Here is a 20,291-nt window from a genome sequence, read left to right on the forward strand (position 1 = left end):
ACCCCGCTCTACCCCAACCCCCTCACCCGCACCGGCCACTCCGGCGCACCCGCCCCGGTCTCGTCCTCCCGAGTCACCACCACCGCCTCACCCTCCCACCGCGCCGCATACCGCTCCATCTCCGGTATGTCCCAGCCGTCGCCCGCGTCCCGGATCAGCAGACCGCCCCCGTTCCGCCCGGGGGCCGGCGCCCAGGTCTCCAGTTCCAGACCCTCGTCGCCCCGCACCGGCACCACCGCGCCCGCTCGGGCGAACACCGGTATCCGGGACAGCGGCGCGTCCACCAGGACCCGGGCGGGGCCCTCGTACGCCCGTTCCGTCACCGTGTCGTACCACCGCCCCCGCGGCAGCCGCACCACCCGCCGCTCCGCGCCCGGTTCCAGCACCGGTGCCACCAGCAGGCTGTCACCCAGCAGAAACGTGTCCTCACAGTCGCGCAGGGCCCGGTCCTCCGGTGCGCTCCACCACACCGGCCGTACATAGGGCGCGCCGGTGCGCCGGGCCAGATGGGCGAGCGTCACCAAGTACGGCAGCAGCCGCCGGCGTTCGAGCAGCGCCGCCCGCGCGTGCTCCAGCACCTCGGGCCCGAACTCCCACGGCTCACGCCGCCCGGCCCGGGGGCTCGCGTGGGTGCGGAACAGCGGCAGATACGCCCCGAGCTGGAACCACCGCAGGTACAACTCCGGTGCCGGGCTGCCGTCGAAGCCACCGACATCCGGGCCCGAGTAGGGCACCCCGCACAGGCCGAGCCCCAACACCAGCGACAGGGTGGCCCGCAGCCCCGGCCAGCCCGTCGCCACAGCGCCCGACCACGTGCCGCCGTAGCGCTGCATGCCCGCCCAGCCCGACCGCGAGAACACGAACGGCCGCTGCTGGGGCGCGAGTTCGCGCAGCCCCTCGTAGCCCGCGCGGGCCATGCACAGCCCGTACACGTTGTGCGCCTCGCGATGGTCCCCGCCGCGCCCCTCCAGCGCGTGCCGGGCCGAGCGCGGCAGCGTCGGCTCGCCGAAGGCGTTGAAGGACACCGGCTCGTTCATGTCGTGCCAGAACCCCGCGAACCCCTGCTCCAGCCGCTCCTCGTACAGCCCGCCCCACCACCGGCGCACCCGCGGATGCGTGAAGTCCGGGTACACGGACTCACCGGCCCACACCACCCCCCGCACCGGCCGCCCCGAGGCGTCCCGCACGAACGCGTCCACCGCCGCACCGCCGTCGTACACCGCGTCGCCCGGCGCCGCCCGCACCGCCGGATCGACCACCGACACCAGCCGGATCCCGTCCCGGCGCAGCTCCTCCGCGAGCACCGGCAGCTTCGGGAAACGCTCCCGGTCGACCGTGAACACCCGGTGCTCGTCGTAGTGGTCGATGTCCAGGTGGACGGCGTCCAGGGGCAGCCCGCGCTCCTGATAGCCCGCCACGATCCGGCGCACCTCCTGCTCGTCGCCGAACCCCCACCGCGCGTGCTGGTGACCGAGCGCCCAGGCGGGCGGCAGCGCGGGCGCCCCCGTCAGCGAGGCCCAGGTGAGCAGCACCCGCGCCGGCGGGCCCACCATCACCCAGCAGCGCAGCGGCCCGCCGTCCATCCGCAGCTCGCAGCGCCCCGCCCGGTCGTGCCCGGACCCCGCGCCCTCCTCGCCCTCGCGCAGCACCACCGTGCCGTCCCACGTGCTGTCGTAGAACATCAGGTGCGTCCCCGCGTCCGCCACCACCAGCTGCACCGGCATCGTCAGGTACAGCGGATCGTCACCCGGTCGGAACGCACCGCCGGGATCGGTGTTCCACAGCCGGTACGACCCGTCGCGCAGCCGCGGCCCCGACGCGCGGCCGCCGAGCCCGAAGAACCGGGCGTCCGCCGCCACCTCCGAGCGCTGCATCCACCGCGCCTCGCCCCCGCCGACCGGCTCCCACCAGCGCGGCGGCAGCTCCCGGCGCAGCACTACACCGCCCGGCGTGCACACCTCCACCGCGCCGTGCCGGGAGACGACGACCGTCACCCGCTCGGCCACCACCCGCCAGCCGCCGTCCTTGTCCGGCTCCAGGACTGCCCGCGGATCCGGCTCCGGGCCGCTGCCCGCCAGCGCGTACGACGGCTGCGGCGCCGCCCCGTCCCAGCCCCAGAACACCGCGCCGTTCACCGCGACCGTGACCCGCAGCTCCGAGCGGCTGAACCGGATCACCCCGCCGCCGGGCCCCGGCTCCACGCTCTCCACCCGCCCCGGCACCCGCGCCCGCTCCGCGCCCCGTCGCGGCAGCCCGGCGGCGTCGATCCGCCGTCTGCGCCACGCCGCACGCACCCCCCGCGCAGCCCGTCCCGAACCGATCACACGCATCGAACGCACCAGGTCACGACCGTCCATGCTGCTCACCCTGCCACCGAGCGCCCCCGACGGGCGTGCCGTTCAATTTCCGTTCACCTCTGCCGGGCCCGCCGTTTCACCAGACGGATGATATGAAGCTCACCCTGGTGTGGAAGTCGATCACATGGCATCGTCCCTGTCAGCCCGCGTCACGCGCACACCCTGCCGTGCGCGGACCGACGCACACGACGCGTACAGTCCGGGAGCCGCCCATGTCGACCGCGAACCCCCAGCCGCTCTGGCAGCCAGATCCCACGCGGATCGCCCAGGCACGCATCACCGCGTTCCAGGCGTGGGCCGCCGCCCACCACGGGGCCCCGGCCGGCGGCGGCTACGCCGCGCTGCACCGCTGGTCCGTCGACCACCTGGACGCCTTCTGGAAGGCCGTCACCGAGTGGTTCGACGTCCGTTTCTCCACCCCGTACACCCAGGTGCTCGGCGACCGCACGATGCCCGGCGCCCAGTGGTTCCCCGGCGCCACCCTCAACTACGCCGAACACGCCCTGCGCGCCGCCGCGGACCGCCCCGACGAGCCCGCGCTGCTGCACGTGGACGAGACCCACGAACCGCGCCCCGTCACCTGGGCCGAACTGCGCGGCCAGGTCGGCTCCCTCGCCGCCGAACTGCGCGCCCTCGGCGTACGCCCCGGCGACCGCGTCAGCGGCTACCTGCCCAACATCCCGCAGGCCGTCGTCGCCCTGCTCGCCACCGCGGCCGTCGGCGCCGTGTGGACCTCCTGCGCCCCTGACTTCGGCGCCCGCAGCGTCCTCGACCGCTTCCAGCAGGTCGAACCCGTCGTCCTGTTCACCGTCGACGGTTACCGCTACGGCGGCAAGGAGCACGACCGCCGCGCGACCGTCGCCGAACTGCGCCGCGAACTGCCCACCCTGCGCGCCGTCGTGCACATCCCCCTGCTCGGCACCGAGGCACCCGAGGGCGCCCTCGAATGGTCCGCCGTGACCTCCGGCGACACCGCGCCCGTCTTCGAACAGGTCCCCTTCGACCACCCGCTGTGGGTGCTCTACTCCTCCGGCACGACCGGCCTGCCCAAGGCCATCGTCCAGTCCCAGGGCGGCATCCTGGTCGAACACCTCAAGCAGCTGGGCCTGCACTGCGACCTCGGCCCCGAGGACCGCTTCTTCTGGTACACCTCGACCGGCTGGATGATGTGGAACTTCCTCGTCTCCGGCCTGCTCACGGGCACGACGATCATCCTGTACGACGGAAGCCCTGGCTACCCCGACACCGGCGCCCAGTGGAAGGTCGCCGAACGCACCGGAGCCACCCTCTACGGCACCTCCGCCGCCTACGTCATGGCCTGCCGCAAAGCCGGCGTCCACCCGTCCCGCGACTACGACGTCTCCCGCGTCAAATGCGTCGCCACCACCGGCTCCCCGCTGCCGCCCGACGGCTTCCGCTGGCTGCACGACGAGGTCCGCGAGGACCTGTGGATCGCCTCCGTCAGCGGCGGCACCGACGTCTGCTCCTGCTTCGCGGGCGGCGTCCCCACCCTGCCCGTCCACACCGGCGAACTCCAGGCCGCCGCCCTCGGCACCGACCTCCAGGCCTGGGACCCCATGGGCAAGCCCCTCGTGGACGAGGTGGGCGAACTCGTCGTCACCAAGCCCATGCCGTCCATGCCGATCCGCTTCTGGAACGACCCCGACGGCAGCCGGTACCACGACAGCTACTTCGACACCTACCCCGGCGTCTGGCGCCACGGCGACTGGATCACCCTCACCTCGCGCGGCACCGTGATCATCCACGGCCGCTCCGACTCCACCCTCAACCGGCAGGGCGTCCGCATGGGCTCCGCCGACATCTACGAGGTGGTCGAGCGCCTGCCCGAGATCAAGGAATCCCTGGTCATCGGCATCGAACAGCCCGACGGCGGCTACTGGATGCCGCTGTTCGTGCACCTCGCCCCCGGCGCCGAGCTGGACGACGCGCTGCTCGACAAGATCAAGCGGGCCATCCGCGAACAGCTCTCGCCCCGCCATATCCCCGACGAGATCATCGAGGTGCCCGGCGTCCCGCACACCCTCACCGGCAAGCGCATCGAGGTCCCGGTCAAGCGCCTCCTCCAGGGCACCCCGCTGGAGAAGGCGGTCAACCCCGGCTCCATCGACGACCTCACGCTGCTCGCCTTCTACGAGGAACTGGCCCGCAAGCGCGGCTGACGCGCCTCCACCCGAACGGCCCCGGACCCCCTGTCGTCCGGGGCCGACCCATGTCCGGTAAACCCGCAGGTCAAAGGGGCCTCATCCGGCATTGTCAGTGCCGACAGTTACGGTGAGTGAGCATTGATCGACCGCGCACACATGGGGGAAACATGGCGCACACCGACGACCGGACCATGCGCAGCGTCCTGCGCCGCGAGATCGCCGGCACCATCGGCCTGCTCGCCGACGAACACGACTTCCGCGCCATGCGGCGCTACCGCAGCTTCACCTTCGACGACCACCCGACCTACCTCCGCCAGGTCGAGGACGTCCTGAAGAACCGCGCCGCGTACGGCGGCCACACCACCCTCGCCCTGTTCGACCCCGAGGACTACGCCGCCTACTGCGCCGAGACCGGCCTGGACCCCGACCTGCCCGCGAGCCGCACCCGGTTCACCGCTGAACTCGCCGCCACCGGCCCCACCGTCCCCTACGACGGCGGCCCGCTCGCAGCGCTCGTCCCCACCCTCGTCGACGCGGCCGTACGCCGGGCCACCTGGGAGTACGCCACCACCCTGCTGACCCGCCTCGGCCCCTGCCCCACCTGCGGCGAGGACATCGGCCGGGCCGCCTTCACCCGCGCCTCCGACCTCGTGGTCCGCATCCTCGACACCGCCCCGCCCGGCGAGCGGCACCTCGTGTGCACCGTCTCGGGCGCACCGGAAACCCTCGTCTCCGTCCTGCACGGCGAGGAGGACGCCCACGGCGCCACCCGCCTGGACGAGGCCGAGGCCCTGGAGTTCACCAGCGTCCTCGCCCTCGGCCTCGCCACCCGCAGCCCCGGCGGGCTCGTCCTGCGCACCAGCGCCCCCGGCACCGCCGACCGCGTCCACGGCTGGCGGCTGCGCGCCGGCGCCCTCGAACCGCTCACCGCGGCCGAGGTGTTCGACGCCTACTGCACCGACGCCGAGTCCGGCGACCTCATCGCCCCCGAACCGGGCGTCGACTACTGCGCACCACCGGACCTGGGGGAGGAGAGCGGCGGAGCGGACCACCGCCACTGACCGGAGCGGAACACCGGAGAGGACGACCGGGAACGCGACGAACGCGACGAAGGGGCGGCGCCCCTGACACGTCCGGGACCCGTCTGGGACGCGTCAGGGGCGCCCCACCCGAAGGCGGGACGCCCCTGCACACCCGGCTGCCGGCCGCCCGGTGACTACTCGCCGGACAGCACTCCCTGAGCCGCGCTCCGCGCCTCTTCGGCACTGTCCGCCGCGCGCGCCGCCGCCGCGGCCCGCTCGCACTGCGCCAGCGTGAACTTCGCCAGCGTCGCCCGGACATACGGCAGCGACGCCGCACCCATGGACAAGGAGGTGACACCCAGACCGGTCAGCACACACGCCAGCAGCGGATCGGACGCCGCCTCACCGCACACACCACAGCTCTTGCCCTCGGCACGGGCCGCCTCCGCGGACAGCGCGACCAGGTCGAGCAACGCCGGCTGCCACGGGTCCTGCAACCGCGACACCGCGCCCACCTGCCGGTCCGCCGCGAAGGTGTACTGCGCGAGGTCATTGGTGCCCAGCGACAGGAACTCGACCTCCTGGAGGATCGACCGCGCCCGCAGCGCCGCCGACGGGATCTCCACCATGGCCCCGAACTTCGCCCGCAGCCCCGCCGCACGGCAGGCGTCAGCGAAGGCCTTCGCGTCCGCGCGGTCCGCCACCATGGGCGCCATCACCTCAAGGTGGACGGGCAGCCCCTCGGCGGCCTTCGCCAGCGCCGTCAGCTGGGTGCGCAGCACCTCGGGATGGTCCAGCAGCGTCCGCAGCCCGCGCACGCCCAGCGCCGGGTTCGGCTCGTCCGCCGGGGTCAGGAACGCCAGCGGCTTGTCCGCGCCCGCGTCCAGCACCCGTACGACCACCCGGCCCTCGGGGAACGCCTCCAGCACCTGCCGGTACGCCGCGATCTGCTTCTCCTCGGAAGGAGCGTTCTCACTGTCGTCCAGGAACAGGAACTCGGTACGGAACAGACCGACACCCTCGGCCCCGGCCGCCACCGCCGCCGGCACATCCGCCGGACCGCCCACATTGGCCAGCAGCGGCACCTGGTGACCGTCCGCCGTCACACCCGGACCGGTCGAGGCGGCCAGCGCGGCCCGGCGCTCGGCGGCCGCCGCCGTCAGCCGCGCCTTGCGCTCCTCGTCCGGGTCCACGAACACCTCGCCCGTGCTGCCGTCCACCGCGACCACCGTGCCCTCGCCCAGCTCGACCGCGCCGGGCAGCGCCACCACGGCCGGCACCCCGAGCGCCCGCGCCAGGATCGCGCTGTGACTGGTGGGCCCGCCCTCCTCGGTCACGAAGCCGAGCACGAGGGAGGGGTCGAGCAGCGCCGTGTCGGCGGGCGCCAGGTCCCGCGCCACCAGTACATAGGGGTGGTCGCTGTCCGGAACACCCGGCATGGGCACACCCAGCAGCCGGGCGACGATACGGTTGCGCACGTCGTCGAGGTCGGCCACCCGGCCGGCCAGGTACTCGCCCGCTCCGGCCAGCAGCTCCCGGTACGCCGCGAACGCGTCGTACACCGCGCGCTCGGCCGTGCTGCCGACGGCGATCCGCCGGTCCACGTCCGCCATCAGCTCGGGGTCCTGGGCCATCATGGCCTGTGCCTCGAGCACCGCCTGGGCCTCGCCACCGGCCAGATTGCCGCGCGCCATGAGATCGGCGGCCACGGCGTCGACCGCCTGACGGGCGCGGCCCTGCTCGCGCCCCGCCTCCTGCGCCGGGATCTGCTTGGCCGGCGGCTCCAGCACCGCCGTGCCCATGTGCCGGACCTCGCCGATCGCCACGCCATGGCTCACGCCGACGCCTCGCAGCGTTGTCTCCATCTCACCCGTCTCCGGATAGTGCGGCGGGCCCCGCCGCCGCGGTGGTCGTCCTGTACGCCGTCCTCTATGACGGCACGTGTGTCAGTTCCAGGAGAAGAGGTCGGCGCCGACCGCCACGGCGCCGCTCTCGCGGACATCGGAGAGGGCGTCGGCCGTGGCCTCCAGCGCGACGACGGGGCACACCGGGGACTTGCCGGCCTCCTCCACCGCCGCGGGGTTCCAGCGCACGATGGCCTGACCGCGGGTCACGGTGTCGCCCTTGTTCACGAGAACCTCGAAGCCCTCGCCGTTGAGCTGCACGGTGTCGATGCCGAGGTGGGTGAGCACGCCGTGCCCGCTGTCGTCGACCACGACGAAGGCGTGCGGGTGCAGGGAAACGATCACACCGTCCACGGGCGACACGGCCTCGGAGGGCGCACGCTCCGGGTCGATCGCGGTGCCGGGACCGACCATCGCCCCGGAGAAGACGGGGTCCGGCACGGCGGCCAGTCCGATGGCACGTCCGGCGAGAGGGGACGTCACGGTGGTCATGGGAGCCTCCCAGAAGTGGAGCTGCTCGCGGGCCTGAGCAGCAGGGTATGTCATTGGAAGTGGCGGTTCCGGATGAAAGCTAGCAGCTAGTGGTCTAGACCACCAACCCGGCGGATTTGCGTGCCGTTCCGGGCCCCCTGTACAGTCGTACTCCTGCTCGGGACGGAGCGACGCGAAAGTGTCCTCGCTCGAACAGAAAACAAACTCGTCGGATCCTGACTCTGGATCTCCTTCCGCATGCTCGCGGAACGGTGGTCAGAGAGACGGAAAAAGCCTGATAGAGTTTGAAACACCGAAGGGAAGCCCGGAGGAAAGCCCGAGAGGGTGAGTACAAAGGAAGCGACCGTTCCTTGAGAACTCAACAGCGTGCCAAAAGTCAACGCCAGATATGTTGATACCCCGTCTCCGGTCATCATGATCGGGACGTGGTTCCTTTGAAGTAAACACAGCGAGGACGCTGTGAACGGTCGGACTATTCCTCCGATCGTTCCGCTCTCGTGGTGCTCACCGGATTACCGGTAAACATTCACGGAGAGTTTGATCCTGGCTCAGGACGAACGCTGGCGGCGTGCTTAACACATGCAAGTCGAACGATGAAGCCCTTCGGGGTGGATTAGTGGCGAACGGGTGAGTAACACGTGGGCAATCTGCCCTGCACTCTGGGACAAGCCCTGGAAACGGGGTCTAATACCGGATATGACCGTCTTGGGCATCCTTGACGGTGTAAAGCTCCGGCGGTGCAGGATGAGCCCGCGGCCTATCAGCTTGTTGGTGAGGTAACGGCTCACCAAGGCGACGACGGGTAGCCGGCCTGAGAGGGCGACCGGCCACACTGGGACTGAGACACGGCCCAGACTCCTACGGGAGGCAGCAGTGGGGAATATTGCACAATGGGCGAAAGCCTGATGCAGCGACGCCGCGTGAGGGATGACGGCCTTCGGGTTGTAAACCTCTTTCAGCAGGGAAGAAGCGAGAGTGACGGTACCTGCAGAAGAAGCGCCGGCTAACTACGTGCCAGCAGCCGCGGTAATACGTAGGGCGCAAGCGTTGTCCGGAATTATTGGGCGTAAAGAGCTCGTAGGCGGCTTGTCACGTCGGTTGTGAAAGCCCGGGGCTTAACCCCGGGTCTGCAGTCGATACGGGCAGGCTAGAGTTCGGTAGGGGAGATCGGAATTCCTGGTGTAGCGGTGAAATGCGCAGATATCAGGAGGAACACCGGTGGCGAAGGCGGATCTCTGGGCCGATACTGACGCTGAGGAGCGAAAGCGTGGGGAGCGAACAGGATTAGATACCCTGGTAGTCCACGCCGTAAACGGTGGGCACTAGGTGTGGGCAACATTCCACGTTGTCCGTGCCGCAGCTAACGCATTAAGTGCCCCGCCTGGGGAGTACGGCCGCAAGGCTAAAACTCAAAGGAATTGACGGGGGCCCGCACAAGCGGCGGAGCATGTGGCTTAATTCGACGCAACGCGAAGAACCTTACCAAGGCTTGACATACACCGGAAAGCATTAGAGATAGTGCCCCCCTTGTGGTCGGTGTACAGGTGGTGCATGGCTGTCGTCAGCTCGTGTCGTGAGATGTTGGGTTAAGTCCCGCAACGAGCGCAACCCTTGTCCCGTGTTGCCAGCAGGCCCTTGTGGTGCTGGGGACTCACGGGAGACCGCCGGGGTCAACTCGGAGGAAGGTGGGGACGACGTCAAGTCATCATGCCCCTTATGTCTTGGGCTGCACACGTGCTACAATGGCCGGTACAATGAGCTGCGATACCGTGAGGTGGAGCGAATCTCAAAAAGCCGGTCTCAGTTCGGATTGGGGTCTGCAACTCGACCCCATGAAGTCGGAGTCGCTAGTAATCGCAGATCAGCATTGCTGCGGTGAATACGTTCCCGGGCCTTGTACACACCGCCCGTCACGTCACGAAAGTCGGTAACACCCGAAGCCGGTGGCCCAACCCCTTGTGGGAGGGAGCTGTCGAAGGTGGGACCAGCGATTGGGACGAAGTCGTAACAAGGTAGCCGTACCGGAAGGTGCGGCTGGATCACCTCCTTTCTAAGGAGCAATAGCCGACTGCAAGCAAGTGTCTTGCACGGTTGCTCATGGGTGGAACGTTGACTACTCGGCACGGTCCAGGATGGATCAGGCGCTAGTACTGCCCCTCGGGGTGTGGAACGCTGATCTGATCGGCTGGTCGTGTCGGGCACGCTGTTGGGTGTCTGAGGGAATGATCTTTTCCTCAGTCGCCGGCCCCAGTGCACTCACTAGTTTCTGCTGGTGGGGTGATGGGTGGCTGGTCGTTGTTTGAGAACTGCACAGTGGACGCGAGCATCTGTGGCCAAGTTTTTAAGGGCGCACGGTGGATGCCTTGGCACCAGGAACCGATGAAGGACGTGGGAGGCCGCGATAGTCCCCGGGGAGTCGTCAACCAGGCTTTGATCCGGGGGTTTCCGAATGGGGAAACCCGGCAGTCGTCATGGGCTGTCACCCTTGCCTGAACACATAGGGCAAGTGGAGGGAACGAGGGGAAGTGAAACATCTCAGTACCCTCAGGAAGAGAAAACAACCGTGATTCCGGGAGTAGTGGCGAGCGAAACCGGATGAGGCCAAACCGTATGCGTGTGAGACCCGGCAGGGGTTGCGTGTGCGGGGTTGTGGGATCTCTCTTCTACGGTCTGCCGGCCGTGGGGCGAGTTATAAACCGTTGATGTAGACGAAGGACATGCGAAAGGTCCGGCGTAGAGGGTAAGACCCCCGTAGTTGAAATGTCAGCGGCTTGCTTGAGAGACACCCAAGTAGCACGGGGCCCGAGAAATCCCGTGTGAATCTGGCGGGACCACCCGCTAAGCCTAAATATTCCCTGGTGACCGATAGCGGATAGTACCGTGAGGGAATGGTGAAAAGTACCCCGGGAGGGGAGTGAAATAGTACCTGAAACCGTGTGCCTACAAGCCGTGGGAGCGTCGGAATGTGCTTGCACATTCTCGTGACTGCGTGCCTTTTGAAGAATGAGCCTGCGAGTTTGCGGTGTGTTGCGAGGTTAACCCGTGTGGGGAAGCCGTAGCGAAAGCGAGTCCGAATAGGGCGGTTGAGTAGCACGCTCAAGACCCGAAGCGGAGTGATCTAGCCATGGGCAGGTTGAAGCGGAGGTAAGACTTCGTGGAGGACCGAACCCACCAGGGTTGAAAACCTGGGGGATGACCTGTGGTTAGGGGTGAAAGGCCAATCAAACTCCGTGATAGCTGGTTCTCCCCGAAATGCATTTAGGTGCAGCGTCGTGTGTTTCTTGCCGGAGGTAGAGCACTGGATAGGCGATGGGCCCTACCGGGTTACTGACCTTAGCCAAACTCCGAATGCCGGTAAGTGAGAGCGCGGCAGTGAGACTGTGGGGGATAAGCTCCATGGTCGAGAGGGAAACAGCCCAGAGCATCGACTAAGGCCCCTAAGCGTACGCTAAGTGGGAAAGGATGTGGAGTCGCACAGACAACCAGGAGGTTGGCTTAGAAGCAGCCACCCTTGAAAGAGTGCGTAATAGCTCACTGGTCTAGTGATTCCGCGCCGACAATGTAGCGGGGCTCAAGCGTACCGCCGAAGTCGTGTCATTGCAGCATATAGCCCTAACGGGTGTTGTGATGGGTAGGGGAGCGTCGTCTGCCGGGTGAAGCAGCACCGGAAGGTAGTTGTGGACGGTTGACGAGTGAGAATGCAGGCATGAGTAGCGATTCACACGTGAGAAACGTGTGCGCCGATTGACTAAGGGTTCCTGGGTCAAGCTGATCTGCCCAGGGTAAGTCGGGACCTAAGGCGAGGCCGACAGGCGTAGTCGATGGATAACCGGTTGATATTCCGGTACCCGCTGTGAAGCGTCAAACATCGAGCATCGTGATGCTAAGGCCGTGAAGCCGCCCCGGAGCCTTCGGGCAAAGGGGAGTGGTGGAGCCGCCGGACCAAGCGGTTAGTAGGTGAGTGATGGGGTGACGCAGGAAGGTAGTCCATCCCGGGCGGTGGTTGTCCCGGGGTAAGGGTGTAGGCCGCAAGGTAGGTAAATCCGCCTTGCATAACGGCTGAGACCTGATGCCGAGCCGATTGTGGTGAAGTGGATGATCCTATGCTGTCGAGAAAAGCCTCTAGCGAGTTTCATGGCGGCCCGTACCCTAAACCGACTCAGGTGGTCAGGTAGAGAATACCGAGGCGTTCGGGTGAACTATGGTTAAGGAACTCGGCAAAATGCCCCCGTAACTTCGGGAGAAGGGGGGCCACACCTGGTGACGATCTTTACGGTCTGAGCTGGGGGTGGCCGCAGAGACCAGCGAGAAGCGACTGTTTACTAAAAACACAGGTCCGTGCGAAGCCGTAAGGCGATGTATACGGACTGACGCCTGCCCGGTGCTGGAACGTTAAGGGGACCGGTTAGCTTGGATTCGTCCAGGCGAAGCTGAGAACTTAAGCGCCAGTAAACGGCGGTGGTAACTATAACCATCCTAAGGTAGCGAAATTCCTTGTCGGGTAAGTTCCGACCTGCACGAATGGCGTAACGACTTCTCGACTGTCTCAACCATAGGCCCGGTGAAATTGCACTACGAGTAAAGATGCTCGTTTCGCGCAGCAGGACGGAAAGACCCCGGGACCTTTACTACAGTTTGATATTGGTGTTCGGTTCGGCTTGTGTAGGATAGCTGGGAGACTGTGAAGCTCATACGCCAGTGTGGGTGGAGTCGTCGTTGAAATACCAGTCTGGTCGTGCTGGATGTCTAACCTGGGTCCGTGATCCGGATCAGGGACAGTGTCTGATGGGTAGTTTAACTGGGGCGGTTGCCTCCTAAAGGGTAACGGAGGCGCCCAAAGGTTCCCTCAGCCTGGTTGGTAATCAGGTGTTGAGTGTAAGTGCACAAGGGAGCTTGACTGTGAGACCGACGGGTCGAGCAGGGACGAAAGTCGGGACTAGTGATCCGGCGGTGGCTTGTGGAAGCGCCGTCGCTCAACGGATAAAAGGTACCCCGGGGATAACAGGCTGATCTTCCCCAAGAGTCCATATCGACGGGATGGTTTGGCACCTCGATGTCGGCTCGTCGCATCCTGGGGCTGGAGTCGGTCCCAAGGGTTGGGCTGTTCGCCCATTAAAGCGGTACGCGAGCTGGGTTTAGAACGTCGTGAGACAGTTCGGTCCCTATCCGCTGTGCGCGTAGGAGTCTTGAGAAGGGCTGTCCCTAGTACGAGAGGACCGGGACGGACGAACCTCTGGTGTGCCAGTTGTTCTGCCAAGGGCATGGCTGGTTGGCTACGTTCGGGAGGGATAACCGCTGAAAGCATCTAAGCGGGAAGCCTGCTTCGAGATGAGGACTCCCACCCACTTGATGGGGTAAGGCTCCCAGTAGACGACTGGGTTGATAGGCCGGATCTGGAAGCCAGGTGACTGGTGGAGGTGACCGGTACTAATAGGCCGAGGGCTTGTCCTCAGTTGCTCGCGTCCACTGTGTTGGTTCTGAAACCACGAACAACCAAAAGTGCCGGTTGTTGATAGTTTCATAGTGTTTCGGTGGTTATAGCGTTAGGGAAACGCCCGGTTACATTCCGAACCCGGAAGCTAAGCCTTTCAGCGCCGATGGTACTGCAGGGGGGACCCTGTGGGAGAGTAGGACGCCGCCGAACTCCTTTTACAGCTCCGGTTCTTGGGCGCCAGCCCGAGAGCCGGAGCTTTTTTGCGTTGGGGTAAAGTCAGGGAGCATCGTTGGCTCGTTTTCCCACAGGAGGCCCCCGGGTGGAGGTCCAGGAGACCCGTGTCCAGACAGACCGGGTCCTCACCATCCCCAACATCCTCAGCATGGCGCGGCTCGTCGGCGTGCCCCTGTTCCTGTGGCTGATCCTCAGGCCGGAGTTCGGGGGCCCCAAGAGCGACGGATGGGCCCTGCTCGTGCTGGCCTTCAGCGGAGTCAGCGACTACCTGGACGGCAAGCTCGCCCGGCGCTGGAACCAGATCAGCAGCCTGGGCCGGCTCCTCGACCCGGCCGCCGACCGGCTCTACGTGCTCTCCACGCTGGTCGGCCTCACCTGGCGGGAGATCCTGCCCCTCTGGCTGACCGGCCTGCTGCTCGCGCGGGAGCTGATGCTCCTGGTGATGGTGGGCATCCTCCGCCGGCACGGCTACCCGCCGCCCCAGGTCAACTTCCTCGGGAAGGCAGCCACGTTCAACCTCATGTACGCCTTCCCGCTCCTGCTCCTCAGCGACGGCCACGGTTGGATCGCGTCACTGGCCGCTGTTTTCGGATGGGCGTTCGCCGGATGGGGTACAACGCTCTATTGGTGGGCAGGAGTGCTCTACGTGGTACAAGTCCGCCGATTGGTTCGCGCGGATGCCATGGCCGATTGAGCTCGGCGATTGTCCTGACGTAACGCCTCGATGGCCCGCGGCAGAAAAGTGCGGGACAATCTGGACGGGTGAAGTCGGCTAAGACCGTCGTCTCTCAGAGGAGGACGCTTCCGACATGAAGGCCGTCGTGATGGCCGGAGGCGAAGGCACCCGCCTTCGCCCTATGACCTCAAGCATGCCCAAGCCGCTCCTGCCGGTGGTGAACCGCCCGATCATGGAGCATGTGCTACGGCTGCTCAAAAGGCACGGGCTCACCGAGACCGTCGTCACCGTGCAGTTCCTTGCCTCGCTCGTCAAGAACTACTTCGGTGACGGCGAAGAACTCGGTATGGAGCTCACCTACGCCAATGAGGAGAAGCCACTCGGTACCGCCGGAAGCGTCAAGAACGCCGAAGAGGCATTGAAGGACGATGCCTTCCTCGTCATCTCCGGCGACGCCCTGACCGACTTCGACCTCACGGAGCTGATCAATTTCCACAAGGAGAAGGGCGCGCTCGTCACGGTCTGCCTGACCCGCGTGCCCAACCCCCTGGAATTCGGCATCACCATCGTGGACGAGGAAGGCAAGGTCGAGCGCTTCCTGGAGAAGCCGACCTGGGGGCAGGTCTTCTCCGACACCGTCAACACGGGCATCTACGTGATGGAGCCCGAAGTCTTCAACTACGTAGAGCCCGATGTTCCGGTCGACTGGTCCGGCGATGTCTTCCCGCAGCTGATGAAGGAGGGCAAGCCGATCTACGGCTTCGTCGCCGAGGGCTACTGGGAGGACGTCGGCACGCACGAGAGCTACGTCAAGGCCCAGGCCGACGTCCTCGAAGGCAAGGTCAACGTCGACATCGACGGATTCGAGATCTCCCCCGGCGTATGGGTGGCCGAGGGCGCCGAGGTGCATCCCGACGCCGTCCTGCGCGGACCGCTCTACATCGGCGACTACGCCAAGGTGGAGGCCGGCGCCGAGATACGCGAGGACTCCGTCGTCGGCTCGAACGTCGTCGTCAAGAGCGGCGCCTTCCTGCACAAGGCGGTCGTCCACGACAACGTCTATGTGGGCCAGCACAGCAATCTGCGCGGCTGCGTCGTCGGCAAGAACACCGACATCATGCGGGCCGCCCGGATCGAGGACGGCGCGGTCATCGGCGATGAATGCCTGATCGGCGAAGAATCGATCGTGCAGGGGAATGTGCGGGTCTACCCGTTCAAGACCATCGAGGCCGGCGCCTTCGTCAACACCTCGGTCATCTGGGAATCCAGGGGCCAGGCGCACCTCTTCGGCGCCCGCGGGGTCTCCGGCATCCTGAACGTGGAGATCACACCCGAGCTCGCCGTACGCCTCGCCGGCGCTTACGCGACCACGCTCAAGAAGGGCTCCACGGTCACCACGGCCCGCGACCACTCCCGAGGCGCCCGAGCGCTCAAGCGCGCGGTGATCTCGGCATTGCAGGCGAGCGCCATCGACGTACGCGACCTGGAGAACGTGCCGCTGCCCGTGGCCCGGCAGCAGACCGCGCGGGGCAGCGCCGGCGGCATCATGATCCGTACCACGCCCGGCGTCCCGGACTCGGTCGACATCATGTTCTTCGACGGACAGGGCGCCGACCTGTCCCAAGGCGGCCAGCGCAAGCTGGACCGGGTGTTCGCGCGCCAGGAGTACCGGCGGGCGTTCCCCGGCGAGATCGGGGACCTGTACTTCCCCTCCAGCGTCTTCGACTCGTACACCGGGTCGCTGCTGCGCAATGTCGACACCAGCGGGATCGCCGAGTCCGGCATGAAGGTCGTCGTGGACGCCTCCAACGGCAGCGCGGGCCTGGTGCTGCCCAGCCTGCTGGGCAAGCTCGGAGTGGACTCGCTGACCATCAACCCGGGTCTGGACGAGTCCAGGCCCACCGAGACCGCCGAGATGCGGCGCAGCGGTCTGGTGCGCCTCGGCGAGATCGTCGCGTCCTCGGGCGCCGCGTTCGGCGTGCGCTTCGACCCCGTCGGCGAGCGGCTGTCGCTCGTGGACGAGAAGGGCCGGATCATCGAGGACGACCGGGCGCTGCTGGTGATGCTGGACCTGGTGGCCGCGGAGCGGCGCAGTGGCCGGGTGGCACTGCCCGTCACCACGACCCGCATCGCCGAACAGGTGGCCGCCTACCACGGCACCCAGGTCGAGTGGACGACGACCTCGCCCGACGACCTCACTCGTGTGGGTGGTGCGGAAGGCACGATCTTCGGCGGCGACGGCAAGGGCGGGTTCATCGTCCCCGAGTTCGGCAGCGTGTTCGACGGTACGGCCGCGTTCGTCCGGCTGATCGGGCTCGTGGCGCGCACCCAGCTCACGCTGAGCCAGATCGACGCGCGGATCCCGCGGGCGCACGTCCTCAAGCGAGACCTGGCGACGCCGTGGGCCGTCAAGGGGCTCGTGATGCGCCGGGTGGTCGAGGCGGCCGGGGACCGCTCGGTCGACACCACCGACGGGGTGCGGGTCGTGGAGGCCGACGGGCGCTGGGTGATGGTGCTGCCCGACCCGGCCGAGGCGGTCACCCATCTGTGGGCCGAGGGCCCGGACGACGCCTCCGCGCAGGCCCTGCTGGACGAGTGGTCCGGGGTCGTGGACAGCGCCGGCCGGTAAGCCGCACGGCCGCGGCCCGCGCGACGGGGCGGGTCCGCGGAACCGCCCACGCGCGCGTGCCGGACAGGTCTCCCCCGAGGGGACCTGTCCGGCACGTCGGTGGGGCCATTCGGAGTATCGGGCGCGACATGCGACGATGTGCGGCATGCCGCAGCAACCCCCCGATCGGAGCAGCGCCGCGCGGCCGCGCCGCCCGGACGCCTCCATGTCGTTGATCACCAACGTCATGGACCACAGCCTCGACGACGGGTACGCCGAGGCCGCCGCCCGGAAGAAGTCCTGGGGCGAGGGCGGCCTGCCGAAGACCCTCAGGGCGAAGCTCGGCCTCGCGGGCGGCCTCGTCCTCGCCGCGCTGGTCGTGACCGTCGGGGCGGCACAGGCACGGGTGGCGGCCCCCGTGGTGGCCAAGGAGCGCCAGGAACTGATCGACCGCGTCGACAAGGAGACCGCCGACGCGGACCAGCTCCAGGGCGGCGTCGACAAGCTGCGTGACGATGTCAGCGCGCGCCAGCGGGCGGCGCTGCGGTCGAGCGGCGGCAGTGCCCAGGCCGACCTGGTGAGCATGCTCTCGGGCGCCACCGAGGTACACGGTCCGGGCGTCAAACTCGTGGTGAACGACGCCAAGGAGGCCAGCACCGGCGGCGACGGCACCAACCCGCGGGAGACCGCCGGATTCTCCGACACCGGCAGGGTGCGCGACCGTGATCTCCAGCGCGTGGTCAACGGGCTGTGGGCGTCCGGCGCCGAGGCCGTCTCCGTCAACGGGCAGCGGCTGACCGCCCTGTCGGCGATCAGGGCCGCCGGAGACGCGATCCTGGTCGACAACAGGCCACTCGTACCGCCGTACACCGTGCTGGCCGTGGGGGACGGGCCCCGGCTGAGCAGCGACTTCCAGAACAGTGGCGACGGACTGTATCTGCACGCCCTGGAGCAGAACTACGGCATCCGCGCCACCATCTCCACCGAGCACGACGTCCGGTTGCCCGCCGCGCCGAGTGTGATCGTACGCACGGCGCAGCCGGTTCCCGAGACGGCCGACGCCAAGAACACCGAGAACAGCAAGAACGCCAAGCACACCGAGAACAACGAGAAGACGGAGAAGGGCACATCGTGATCGCCGTACTGGGCCTCGTCGTGGGAGTCGTGGCCGGCCTGTTGGTCCGGCCCGAGGTTCCGGCGGTCGTGGAGCCTTATCTGCCGATCGCCGTCGTGGCGGCGCTGGACGCCGTCTTCGGTGGTCTGCGGGCCATGCTGGACGGCATTTTCGACGACAAGGTCTTCGTGGTGTCCTTCCTGTCGAACGTGGTCGTGGCGGCCCTGATCGTGTTCCTGGGCGACAAGTTGGGCGTGGGCGCGCAGCTGTCCACGGGCGTCGTGGTCGTCCTCGGTATCCGCATCTTCTCCAACGCCGCGGCGATCCGGCGGCACATCTTCCGGGCTTGAGGCGATGAGCGACAACCAGCACCCCGACGACGAGCAGCACGGCCACACGCACCACGGCCACGCGCACGGTGAGCACGCCGCCCGGCCGGAGAACCGGCTGCGCAAGGAGCTGCCCGCCGAGGTGCCCGCCGCGGTGCCCGGTGCCGGTCAGCGGCCCGTGCCACGCCCCGACGCGTCGCTGACCGGCCGTCAGCGGCTCGTCAAGGGGCTGTGGCCGCCGCGCCTGACCCGGCCCCAACTCATCGTCGCCGTTCTCCTGTTCGGGCTCGGCTTCGGTCTGGCCGTCCAGGTGGCGTCCAACAGCGACACCGACAGCGCGCTGCGCGGCGCACGTCAGGAAGATCTTGTTCGCATCCTGGATGAACTGGACTCGCGTACTCAGCGTCTTGAGGACGAGAAGCAGGGACTCGAAAAGCAGCGGTCGGAGCTCCAGAGCAGCTCCGACCGGGCCGCGGAGGCACGCAGGCAGACCGCCGAGAAGGAACGGCAACTCGGCATCCTGGCGGGCACCGTGGCGGCCCAGGGTCCCGGCATCACCATGACGATCGAGGACACGAAGGGGACGGTCCAGTCGGACATGCTGCTCGACACGATCCAGGAGCTGCGCGCGGCCGGCGCGGAGGCGATCCAGGTCAACGGCGTGCGCGTGGTGGCCAACACCTACTTCGCGGACGCGGGCAAGAGCGTGAGCGTGGACGGGAACAAGATCAACGCCCCTTATCGTTTCAAGGTCATCGGCAAACCGCAGGATCTCGAGCCGGCGCTGAACATTCCGGGAGGCGTGGTGCAGACTCTGGAGAAGGAGCAGGCCAAGGTCTCCGTCGCACAGTCGGGCAAGATCGTCGTGGACGCCTTGCGACAGGCGAAGCAGCCTGACTACGCTCGGTCGTCCTCCCGGTGAACCGGCGGTGCATGGCGGCGGTCCGGCAGGGGCATGAGGTTGCGGGGGGTCGGCGCACCGACGAGGTGGCGCGTGGTGGAAACTGTCTGGTGGGCGCGGACGTTGTGAGGGTGTCCGGGTCGGCCGGTGTCGGCAATCAGGGTTCGTCCTGCCCCACGGGCGGGTCTGTTTCGGTCAAGGGGAATCGCCCGTGAAGTTGTTTGCGAAGTGGTTCGGCAAGAGCGCGCGAGAGGGCGGCGACAACGCGACCGCTCGTCATCGCGCACAGCCTGACGCACAGGGTCAGCGGCCGCTGTTCCGGGACCAGGTGGCTGGTCCGGGCGGTGACATTTCGGGAGGCCAGGGCGCGCCGTCAGTTGACCCTGCCCACTCCGGCGGCATAGGTTTCGGGCAACCGTCAACCTCAAGTACGGGTGGAGACTTTGGTCCCGGCCCGTACGCGTCCAACGCCCCGGCGGGGCAGCCGCGGCAGGAGGATCCGTCCATGTCGGTCCTGGTGTGTACGAGGTGCGGTAACCGCAACGCGGAGAACGCCCGCTTCTGTTCCAACTGCGGTGCGCCGCTGCGTCCCGGAGCCGTGCCCGAGCGCGCGTCCGAGACGACGTCCACGATCTCGATCTCCGGACTCGAGGCCTACGACGCGGAGGCGACCGGCCAGACGCCGATCCCGTCGCTGTCGCCGGAGGCGCAGGCCGCGGTGGAGGCGCTGCCGGCGGGCTCGGCCCTGCTGGTGGTGCGCCGGGGCCCGAACTCGGGCAGCCGCTTCCTGCTCGACGGCGACCTGACCACGGCGGGCCGTCATCCGCAGAGCGACATCTTCCTGGACGACGTGACCGTCTCGCGCCGCCATGTGGAGTTCCGCCGCTCGCCGGACGGTTCGTTCACCGTCGCCGACGTCGGCAGCCTGAACGGCACGTACGTCAACCGCGAGCCGATCGACCAGGTCGCCCTGCACAGCGGTGACGAGGTGCAGATCGGCAAGTACCGGCTGGTGTTCTACCCGAGCCGGCAGGGCTTCTGACCCGCCCCCGGAC

General features: G+C 67.5%; 11 protein-coding genes and 3 rRNA genes. 11 read left to right on the plus strand and 3 right to left on the minus strand.

Annotated elements, in window-relative coordinates; translation table 11 throughout:
- Positions 1 to 8: 8 nt before the first annotated feature.
- Positions 9 to 2,357: a glycoside hydrolase family 31 protein gene (locus ACE4Q9_RS28080; RefSeq protein WP_397987010.1), complete on the minus strand. Its 2,349-nt coding sequence runs from the start codon at positions 2,355 to 2,357 to the stop codon at positions 9 to 11.
- A 212-nt stretch (positions 2,358 to 2,569) separates the two neighbouring features.
- Between ACE4Q9_RS28080 and ACE4Q9_RS28085 the strand changes: the two genes are divergently transcribed.
- Together ACE4Q9_RS28085 and ACE4Q9_RS28090 are read left to right on the plus strand one after the other, a co-directional pair.
- A complete protein-coding gene (locus ACE4Q9_RS28085; protein ID WP_397987011.1) occupies positions 2,570 to 4,537 on the plus strand; it encodes an acetoacetate--CoA ligase in 1,968 nt (655 codons plus the stop codon).
- Positions 4,538 to 4,689: 152 nt separating this feature from the next.
- Positions 4,690 to 5,583: a hypothetical protein gene (locus tag ACE4Q9_RS28090; protein WP_397987012.1), complete on the plus strand. Its 894-nt coding sequence runs from the start codon at positions 4,690 to 4,692 to the stop codon at positions 5,581 to 5,583.
- A gap of 155 nt (positions 5,584 to 5,738) precedes the next feature.
- Here the strand turns inward: ACE4Q9_RS28090 and ptsP are convergent, their stop codons facing one another.
- The gene (gene ptsP / locus ACE4Q9_RS28095) at positions 5,739 to 7,409 is read right to left on the minus strand and encodes a phosphoenolpyruvate--protein phosphotransferase (protein WP_397987013.1); all 1,671 of its coding nucleotides are present in this window, start codon (positions 7,407 to 7,409) and stop codon (positions 5,739 to 5,741) included.
- Between the two features lie 81 nt (positions 7,410 to 7,490).
- Positions 7,491 to 7,940 (minus strand): PTS glucose transporter subunit IIA, encoded by a 450-nt coding sequence (locus ACE4Q9_RS28100; RefSeq protein WP_397987014.1) that lies wholly within the window; start codon positions 7,938 to 7,940, stop codon positions 7,491 to 7,493.
- A 525-nt stretch (positions 7,941 to 8,465) separates the two neighbouring features.
- Between ACE4Q9_RS28100 and ACE4Q9_RS28105 the strand changes: the two genes are divergently transcribed.
- The 9 genes from ACE4Q9_RS28105 (at position 8,466) to ACE4Q9_RS28145 (ending at position 20,278) form a co-directional block, all read left to right on the plus strand.
- Positions 8,466 to 9,990, plus strand: a 16S ribosomal RNA gene (locus ACE4Q9_RS28105).
- 281 nt (positions 9,991 to 10,271) lie between these two features.
- Positions 10,272 to 13,391 (plus strand): 23S ribosomal RNA (locus ACE4Q9_RS28110).
- A gap of 76 nt (positions 13,392 to 13,467) precedes the next feature.
- Positions 13,468 to 13,584, plus strand: a 5S ribosomal RNA gene (gene rrf, locus ACE4Q9_RS28115).
- The 16S, 23S and 5S rRNA genes sit together here, the layout of an rRNA operon.
- Positions 13,585 to 13,693: 109 nt before the next feature.
- Positions 13,694 to 14,302, plus strand: coding sequence for a CDP-alcohol phosphatidyltransferase family protein (locus ACE4Q9_RS28120; protein ID WP_397987015.1), 609 nt, complete (start codon positions 13,694 to 13,696; stop codon positions 14,300 to 14,302).
- Between the two features lie 115 nt (positions 14,303 to 14,417).
- A complete protein-coding gene (locus ACE4Q9_RS28125; RefSeq protein ID WP_397987016.1) occupies positions 14,418 to 16,913 on the plus strand; it encodes a sugar phosphate nucleotidyltransferase in 2,496 nt (831 codons plus the stop codon).
- A gap of 145 nt (positions 16,914 to 17,058) precedes the next feature.
- The gene (locus tag ACE4Q9_RS28130) at positions 17,059 to 18,027 is read left to right on the plus strand and encodes a DUF881 domain-containing protein (protein WP_397987017.1); all 969 of its coding nucleotides are present in this window, start codon (positions 17,059 to 17,061) and stop codon (positions 18,025 to 18,027) included.
- Positions 18,024 to 18,356 (plus strand): small basic family protein, encoded by a 333-nt coding sequence (locus tag ACE4Q9_RS28135; RefSeq protein ID WP_030794354.1) that lies wholly within the window; start codon positions 18,024 to 18,026, stop codon positions 18,354 to 18,356. Before ACE4Q9_RS28130 ends, ACE4Q9_RS28135 begins: the two co-directional genes overlap by 4 nt.
- Positions 18,357 to 18,360: 4 nt before the next feature.
- Positions 18,361 to 19,257, plus strand: coding sequence for a DUF881 domain-containing protein (locus ACE4Q9_RS28140; protein WP_397987018.1), 897 nt, complete (start codon positions 18,361 to 18,363; stop codon positions 19,255 to 19,257).
- Positions 19,258 to 19,447: 190 nt separating this feature from the next.
- Positions 19,448 to 20,278, plus strand: a complete 831-nt coding sequence (locus tag ACE4Q9_RS28145; protein WP_397987019.1) for an FHA domain-containing protein — start codon at positions 19,448 to 19,450, stop codon at positions 20,276 to 20,278.
- Positions 20,279 to 20,291 lie beyond the last annotated feature (13 nt).

The organism is Streptomyces sp. AM6-12, assembly GCF_044327085.1.
Classification (GTDB): Bacteria; Actinomycetota; Actinomycetes; order Streptomycetales; family Streptomycetaceae; genus Streptomyces.

Bases quoted from the DNA above. Each gene is read 5' to 3' on its own strand.
- ptsP (WP_397987013.1), bottom strand. From the start codon at position 7,409: ATGGAGACAACGCTGCGAGGCGTCGGCGTGAGCCATGGCGTGGCGATC.
- ACE4Q9_RS28085 (WP_397987011.1), top strand. From the start codon at position 2,570: ATGTCGACCGCGAACCCCCAGCCGCTCTGGCAGCCAGATCCCACGCGG.
- ACE4Q9_RS28080 (WP_397987010.1), bottom strand. From the start codon at position 2,357: ATGGACGGTCGTGACCTGGTGCGTTCGATGCGTGTGATCGGTTCGGGA.
- ACE4Q9_RS28090 (WP_397987012.1), top strand. From the start codon at position 4,690: ATGGCGCACACCGACGACCGGACCATGCGCAGCGTCCTGCGCCGCGAG.
- ACE4Q9_RS28130 (WP_397987017.1), top strand. From the start codon at position 17,059: ATGCCGCAGCAACCCCCCGATCGGAGCAGCGCCGCGCGGCCGCGCCGC.
- ACE4Q9_RS28125 (WP_397987016.1), top strand. From the start codon at position 14,418: ATGAAGGCCGTCGTGATGGCCGGAGGCGAAGGCACCCGCCTTCGCCCT.
- ACE4Q9_RS28140 (WP_397987018.1), top strand. From the start codon at position 18,361: ATGAGCGACAACCAGCACCCCGACGACGAGCAGCACGGCCACACGCAC.
- ACE4Q9_RS28100 (WP_397987014.1), bottom strand. From the start codon at position 7,940: ATGACCACCGTGACGTCCCCTCTCGCCGGACGTGCCATCGGACTGGCC.